Annotated in this window: 7 protein-coding genes; 5 read left to right on the plus strand and 2 right to left on the minus strand. The window is 61.6% G+C overall.

Annotation, left to right across the window (positions count from 1 at the left end; translation table 11 throughout):
* Window positions 1-385: 385 nt before the first annotated feature.
* Genes BFL43_RS00445 through nrdF form a run of 4 tightly spaced genes read left to right on the plus strand, consistent with a single transcriptional unit; the run spans window position 386 to window position 4,439 of the window.
* On the plus strand, window positions 386-637 hold the full coding sequence (locus BFL43_RS00445; protein WP_084889754.1) for a redoxin NrdH: 252 nt from the start codon (window positions 386-388) through the stop codon (window positions 635-637).
* Window positions 638-686: 49 nt separating this feature from the next.
* A complete protein-coding gene (gene nrdI, locus BFL43_RS00450; protein ID WP_168176496.1) occupies window positions 687-1,214 on the plus strand; it encodes a class Ib ribonucleoside-diphosphate reductase assembly flavoprotein NrdI in 528 nt (175 codons plus the stop codon).
* Entirely contained in the window at window positions 1,190-3,394 is a 2,205-nt protein-coding gene (gene nrdE, locus BFL43_RS00455; protein ID WP_084889756.1) for a class 1b ribonucleoside-diphosphate reductase subunit alpha, read from the plus strand. Before nrdI ends, nrdE begins: the two co-directional genes overlap by 25 nt.
* A gap of 40 nt (window positions 3,395-3,434) precedes the next feature.
* On the plus strand, window positions 3,435-4,439 hold the full coding sequence (nrdF, locus tag BFL43_RS00460) for a class 1b ribonucleoside-diphosphate reductase subunit beta (RefSeq protein WP_084889758.1): 1,005 nt from the start codon (window positions 3,435-3,437) through the stop codon (window positions 4,437-4,439).
* A 254-nt stretch (window positions 4,440-4,693) separates the two neighbouring features.
* Here nrdF and BFL43_RS00465 read toward each other — a convergent pair whose 3' ends face one another.
* Both BFL43_RS00465 and BFL43_RS00470 read right to left on the minus strand, forming a co-directional pair.
* A complete protein-coding gene (locus BFL43_RS00465; RefSeq protein WP_084889760.1) occupies window positions 4,694-5,185 on the minus strand; it encodes a carbonic anhydrase in 492 nt (163 codons plus the stop codon).
* Between the two features lie 102 nt (window positions 5,186-5,287).
* Window positions 5,288-6,268 carry a hypothetical protein gene (locus tag BFL43_RS00470; protein ID WP_084889762.1) on the minus strand — a complete coding sequence of 327 codons (981 nt, stop codon included), beginning with the start codon at window positions 6,266-6,268 and terminating at the stop codon, window positions 5,288-5,290.
* A 270-nt stretch (window positions 6,269-6,538) separates the two neighbouring features.
* Here BFL43_RS00470 and BFL43_RS00475 point away from each other — a divergent pair.
* On the plus strand, window positions 6,539-7,357 hold an 819-nt coding region (locus BFL43_RS00475; RefSeq protein WP_206186588.1), incomplete at its 3' end, for a cbb3-type cytochrome c oxidase subunit I.

Consider the following 7,357-nt stretch of genomic DNA (forward strand, 5'->3'; position numbering starts at 1 on the left):
CCACAAACCGGCTAGACAAGCCGACGCCGAACCGGCCAACTATGTACAAATTGCAACAGCCCGTATCGCCCTCCGACACCACTGACGGGGATGTTTTGTGTCCGCGGGATCATGGGTTTCTAAACATGTGACGCACGACACGCCGTGACACGCCGGAATTCACGTTGGTGCACACGTGCGACCTGGGACTTTCATGAATGTCATTCGCAACGTGTTGTGTTGTTCCCGAATGTCAGACACTAGGTGTAGTGTTTGGAACACTGAACGGCCGCAAGGGGTTGAACCTGAGGAACAGCACCGACAAGCCGACAGAATCAAGATTTGAAACACATTTGAGCTGGCCAATCAACCGGCCATCGGCACGTCAAGAGGGAGTTCTGGGGATATGACAACTTCGGCCACCGCAACCATCACCGTCTACACCAAGCCTGCGTGCGTGCAGTGCAACGCCACGTACAAGGCCCTCGACAAGAACGGTCTCGCCTACGAGATCGTGGACATCACCGAAGACTCCGACGCCCGCGATTACGTCATGGCACTTGGTTACCTGCAGGCTCCCGTTGTCGTGACTGCTGACAGCCACTGGTCGGGATTCCGTCCTGATCGCATCAAGGCGCTCGTCGCAGCAGCTGCCTGATCCACCCTGCTCAGCTCTACCCGTCGGCAATATCGTGGAGGTCGGGACATTGGGGAAGATTCCCGGACACTCCACACCCGTAGAGTTCTCCGAGGCGCCGCTGATCATCTACTTCTCCAGCGTCTCGGAGAACACGCACCGATTCGTCGAGAAGCTCGGTCTGCGAGCCCGGCGAATCCCGCTGATCGACCATGACGGCAGCTTCACCGTCGATGAGCCCTATGTGCTGATCTGCCCCACGTACGGCGGCGGCAAGGCCTCGGGCGAGGCCGGCGGCTTCGTTCCGAAGCAGGTCATCAAGTTTCTGAACAACCCACACAACCGTTCCTTGATCACCGCTGTCATAGCAGCAGGGAATACTAACTTCGGTGAAGAGTTCTGTTTCGCCGGAGACATCATCTCGCGTAAATGCCAGGTGCCCTATCTGTATCGGTTCGAGCTGATGGGTGACACCGAAGACGTCGAGCGGGTCCGCGCCGGACTCCACCAATTCGCCCAAAGATCATCTGCCCCAGACCAAACAGCCCCAGACCACGCCCAGGAGTCGTCACAGTGTCGCCAACCGCAGCCCCAGTAACCGATCCGCGAGTAGACGCTTCGGCCAGCAAGTCCGGTACCCACGCCGACCCGTCGGGGCGCGATCCGGGTGAGATGGACTACCACTCGCTCAACGCGATGCTGAACCTGTACGACGCCGACGGCAAGATCCAGTTCGAGAAGGATCGCGAGGCGGCCAATCAGTACTTCCTGCAGCACGTCAACCAGAACACCGTCTTCTTTCACAACCTCGAAGAGAAGCTCAAGTACCTGGTCGAGGAAAACTACTACGAGCCCGAGGTATTGGCGAAGTACGACCGTGAGTTCGTCAAGGGACTCTTCGATCACGCCTACAGCAAGAAGTTCCGCTTCCCGACCTTCCTGGGCGCGTTCAAGTACTACACCTCGTACACGCTGAAGACGTTCGACGGCAAGCGCTACCTCGAGCGGTTCGAGGATCGGGTGTCGATGGTGGCCCTGACCCTCGCCGACGGCGACACCGCACTGGCTCGCAACCTGGTCGACGAGATCATCGAAGGCCGCTTCCAGCCGGCCACCCCCACGTTCCTGAACTCTGGCAAGAAGCAGCGCGGGGAGCCCGTGTCGTGCTTCCTGCTGCGCATCGAAGACAACATGGAATCGATCGGTCGCTCGATCAACTCGGCGTTGCAGCTGTCCAAGCGTGGCGGCGGGGTTGCGCTGCTGCTGAGCAACATTCGCGAGCACGGCGCGCCGATCAAGAAGATCGAGAACCAGAGCTCGGGTGTCATCCCGATCATGAAGCTCCTCGAGGACTCGTTCAGCTACGCCAATCAGCTCGGAGCCCGTCAGGGTGCCGGCGCGGTGTACCTGCACGCGCACCACCCCGACATCTACCGCTTCCTCGACACCAAGCGCGAGAACGCCGACGAGAAGATCCGGATCAAGACCCTGTCGCTGGGTGTCGTCATCCCCGACATCACCTTTGAACTCGCCAAGCGCAACGACGACATGTACCTGTTCAGCCCGTACGACGTCGAGCGCATCTACGGGGTGCCGTTCGCCGACATCAGCGTCTCCGAGAAGTACCACGAGATGGTCGAGGACCGCCGGATCCGCAAGACCAAGATCAAGGCGCGCGAGTTCTTCCAGACCCTGGCAGAGCTGCAGTTCGAATCGGGCTACCCGTACATCATGTTCGAGGACACGGTGAACAACGCCAACCCGATCGACGGCAAGATCACCCACTCCAACCTGTGCTCGGAGATCCTGCAGGTCTCGACCGCCTCGACGTTCAACGACGACCTCTCCTACTCCCGTGTGGGCAAGGACATCTCGTGCAACCTGGGGTCGCTCAACATCGCCAAGACGATGGACTCCCCGGACATCGCCCACACCATCGAGACCGCCATCCGCGGATTGACCGCGGTGTCGGATCAGACCGCGATCACCTCGGTGCCGTCGATCCAGGAGGGCAACGACTCCTCGCACGCCATCGGCCTCGGCCAGATGAACCTGCACGGATACCTCGCTCGTGAGCGGATCTACTACGGGTCCGAAGAGGGCATCGACTTCACGAACATCTACTTCTACACGGTGCTGTTCTATGCCTTGCGGGCCTCGAACCGGATCGCCAAGGAACGCGGCAAGGCGTTCGGTGGTTTCGAGCGGTCCAAGTACGCCACCGGTGAGTTCTTCGACAAGTACCTCGAGAAGACCTGGGAACCGGAGACCGACAAGGTCCGGGACCTGTTCGGGCAGGCCGGCATCGCGATTCCGACGCAGGACGAATGGCGCGACCTCAAGGCGAGCGTTCAGGAACACGGCATCTACAACCAGAACCTGCAGGCGGTGCCGCCGACCGGTTCGATCAGCTACATCAACCACTCGACGAGCTCAATCCACCCGGTGGCAGCCAAGATCGAGATCCGCAAAGAAGGCAAGATCGGCCGCGTCTACTACCCGGCCCCCTTCATGGACAACGACAACCTGGGCTACTACCAGGACGCGTACGAGATCGGCTACGAAAAGATCATCGACACGTACGCAGCCGCCACCCAGCACGTCGACCAGGGCCTGAGCCTGACGCTGTTCTTCAAGGACACCGCGACCACCCGCGACGTGAACAAGGCCCAGATCTACGCATGGCGCAAGGGCATCAAGACGCTCTACTACATCCGCTTGCGTCAGATGGCGCTCGAGGGGACAGAAGTGGAGAACTGCGTCTCATGCATGCTGTAAATACTTGCGATACAACACCTTCGAACATCAGGGGAGCACGATGACGTCCACCCAGAGCCACAGCCCGGCCGACGGAGCGCCGATCAAGCTGGTCAGCCGGGTCTCGGCGATCAACTGGAACCGCGTCCCCGACGAGAAAGACGCGGAGGTGTGGGATCGCCTGACCGGCAACTTCTGGTTGCCGGAAAAGGTGCCGGTGTCCAACGACATCCCGTCGTGGGGCACGCTCACCGAGGTCGAGAAGCAGCTCACCATGCGGGTTTTCACCGGCCTGACGCTGCTCGACACCATCCAGGGCACCGTCGGCGCTGTCAGCCTCATCCCGGATGCGAGCACCCCGCACGAAGAGGCGGTGCTGACCAACATCGCGTTCATGGAGTCGGTGCACGCCAAGAGCTACAGCTCGATCTTCTCGACGCTGTGCTCCACCAAGGACATCGACGAGGCGTTCCGGTGGTCCGAGGAGAACGAGCAGCTGCAGACCAAGGCGCGCATCGTCATGGACTATTACCGGGGCGACGACCCGCTCAAGCGGAAGATTGCCTCGACGCTGCTCGAGTCGTTCCTCTTCTACAGCGGTTTCTATCTGCCGATGTACTGGTCGTCGCGCGCCAAGCTCACCAACACCGCCGACCTGATCCGGTTGATCATCCGTGACGAGGCCGTCCACGGGTACTACATCGGCTACAAGTACCAGCGCGCGTTGGAAACCCAGTCGGCCGAGCGTCGTCAAGAACTGAAGGACTACACCTTCGAGCTGTTGTTCGAGCTCTATGACAACGAGACCGACTACACCGAGGCGCTCTACGACGACGTCGGCCTCAGTGAAGACGTCAAGAAGTTCTTGCGCTACAACGCCAACAAGGCGCTGATGAACCTCGGCTACGAGGCGATGTTCCCGCGCGACGAGACGGACGTGAACCCGGCAATCCTGTCGGCGCTCTCACCGAACGCCGACGAGAACCACGATTTCTTCTCGGGATCGGGCAGCTCCTACGTCATCGGCAAGGCCATCAACACCGAAGACGAGGACTGGGACTTCTGACCGACCCAGAAATTCGCGCCACCTCCAGCGAAACGCGCCAGTTGCAACTGGCGCGTTTCGCAGTAGGTGGCGCGAATTCTGTTGGGGAGTGGCGGACTACTTCTTGCTCCGGCCAATCTGCTCCGCTTTCGTAGATCTGCTCCGCTTCCAGCGCACTGGAAGTGGAGCAGATCTGCTTGTCTCGCGAAAAGCGCAACGCTCCACCGGCCGCTATGGCCAGTGGAGCGTTTCTGTGCAGAGCCCCCGCCCCGATTTCAGGCAGAAACCTCTTCGAGCTTTCCGGTGGCCACATCGAAGATGAAGCCGCGCAACGACGTGGTCTTGGTGACGAACGGGGAGTTCTCGATGCGGGCGAGTGACTGTTTGACGTCCTCGTGAAGGTCGGGGAACGATTCGGCCGACCACGGTGGCTTGACCCCGAGCTCGTCCTGGATGCCGCGCTTGAACTCGTCGTCGGTGAACGTCAGCATTCCGCAGTCGGTGTGGTGGATCAGGATGATCTCGGTGGTGCCGAGCAAACGCTGACTGATGGCGAGCGAGCGGATCTCGTCGTCGGTGACGACGCCACCTGCGTTGCGGATGACGTGCGCTTCACCGTCCTTGAGTCCGAGAATGCGGTAGACGTCGAGGCGGGCGTCCATGCACGCGACGACTGCCAGATGGCGGCTCGGCGGAAGGGGTAGGGGACCGGAGAACTCCGCCGCGTAAGCGCGGTTGTTTTCCAGGTATTCGTCGGTGACAGTCATGCACTCATGCTGATGGGCGCATCAGAGGGGGCACAGGGTTGGCCTCAGGGTGATTCCAATCCCATCCGCTGTCCCGATCACGGCGAATGGTTGACCTGCGGATCAGTTCAGGGAGTCCCGGACATTCCCCAGGACGACGTTCGCAGCCGACAGGCCGCCCGCGCTGTACCAGACGTCATCGGCAACGATCAGCACCCGACGCCAGCTCGGAGCGCCCATGTCCAGCCAGCGATCGCTCTCCATGACGGACGTGCCGTACTTCTCGCCGGCCGTGCCCTGGAAACTGACGTAGACGACGTCTCCGTCTGCGATCTCGAAGTTCTTGTCGTCGATGATCGTGGGCTCGGGTTCCCGCTGCCCCGGCGGCCGCTGGACTCCGATGTCGGTGAGGACCTGCGCTGCAAAAGCGTCGGTGCCCTCCACGATCTCGGAATCCTTGGCGAAGCGCACCAGAGACGCCTGCGAATACCTGGCGCCGATACGGTCGCCGACCGCCTTGGAACCGTCGAGGTAGGCCTGGAGCCGTTCTTTGCCCGCGCCCGTCCGGCCCACCGCCGCAGCGACGGCCGAAAAGCGTTTCTCCCAATCCTGTGCGGGATCGATCGAGACGACCTCGACGGATCCCATGGCGCCGTCGAGGGGGGAGCCGCCGGTGCTGAGCACCAGGTCCGGCTTAGCCGCTGTTGCCATGGCCACATTCGGCCGGCTCTTCTCGCCGATGGTCGGGAGGTCGTGCACCGCATCGCCCATGAACGTCGGCAACGAGCCCCCGATCGTGGTGCTGGCCACCACCCGGGTTTGCAGACCCAAGGCGCACAGCGCATCCAGCAGATTCGGGTCGGCGACCACAATCCGTTGGGGATCGGGAGCATCGGCGTCGGCGGGAGCTGTCGGCTGACACGTCAGGTTGGTGTCTCGCGTCGGATCGACCAGGTCGACCGACGCGATCCGGGTGGTCGTCGTGGTGATCGTGCCCTCGCCACCGGGAACCTCGGAGTCGATACACCCACTCACGGCTACGCTGACCAGCGCGGCAAGGACCACAGCCGCCCAGCCGCGCGGGCGGCGGATCACATCGCTCACTGGAGGACTCTTTCGGTTCTGCGGGCAGCCGGACTCGGGTTGAATTCTCGAACAAACTAGCACTCGCGATCGTGCCGATCGCCCAGGCTCCGAGGTGCCCAGGTCGTTGCTCAAAACAAATACGACACTTCGTAGGACCCACTCAAACGGCGCTCTCGCGACGGGATACGATCGTCCACAGCGCACATTCATCGCCGTGCCCTCATGTCGTGGGCGGGAGAACATCTCGCCCGGCGGCGTTCCGGAGTGGCCACGCAGGTAGGAGGATCAGTGACCGCGGTAGACCAGCCCACTACTCAGGTGGCTCCGGTACGGCCTTACCCCGAGCGCACGGGGGCCAAGGGGTCGTTCATCTACAAGGTGTTGACGACCACCGACCACAAGATGCTCGGCATCATGTATTTGGTTGCCTGCTTTGCGTTCTTCCTCATCGGTGGCCTGATGGCCCTGCTGATGCGGTCTGAGTTGACTGTTCCGGGTCTGCAGTTCCTGTCGACCGAGCAGTACAACCAGCTGTTCACCATGCACGGCACCGTGATGCTGCTGATGTACGCGACGCCGATCGTGATCGGTTTCGCGAATGTGGTGCTGCCGCTTCAGATCGGTGCGCCGGACGTGGCGTTCCCGCGGTTGAATGCCTTCAGCTTCTGGCTGTTCGTGTTCGGTTCGACGGTGGCGGTCGCCGGATTCATCACCCCCGGTGGCGCGGCTGACTTCGGCTGGACTGCCTACACCCCACTGACCGATGCGGTGCACTCTCCGGGTGCCGGCGCCGACATGTGGATCCTCGGCCTGGCCGTTTCCGGTCTGGGCACCATCCTCGGTGCGGTCAACATGATCACCACCGTGGTCTGCCTGCGTGCTCCCGGTATGACGATGTTCCGGATGCCGATTTTCACCTGGAACATCCTGGTCACCAGCGTGCTGATCCTGCTGGCGTTCCCGTTGCTGACCGCGGCGTTGATGGGCTTGGAGGTCGACCGACAATTCGGCGCGCAGTTGTATGACCCGGCCAATGGTGGGGTGATCTTGTGGCAGCACCTGTTCTGGTTCTTCGGTCACCCCGAGGTCTACATCATCGCCCTGCCG

The sequence above is a fragment of the Williamsia sp. 1135 genome, assembly GCF_002095395.1.
Taxonomy (GTDB): Bacteria; Actinomycetota; Actinomycetes; order Mycobacteriales; family Mycobacteriaceae; genus Williamsia.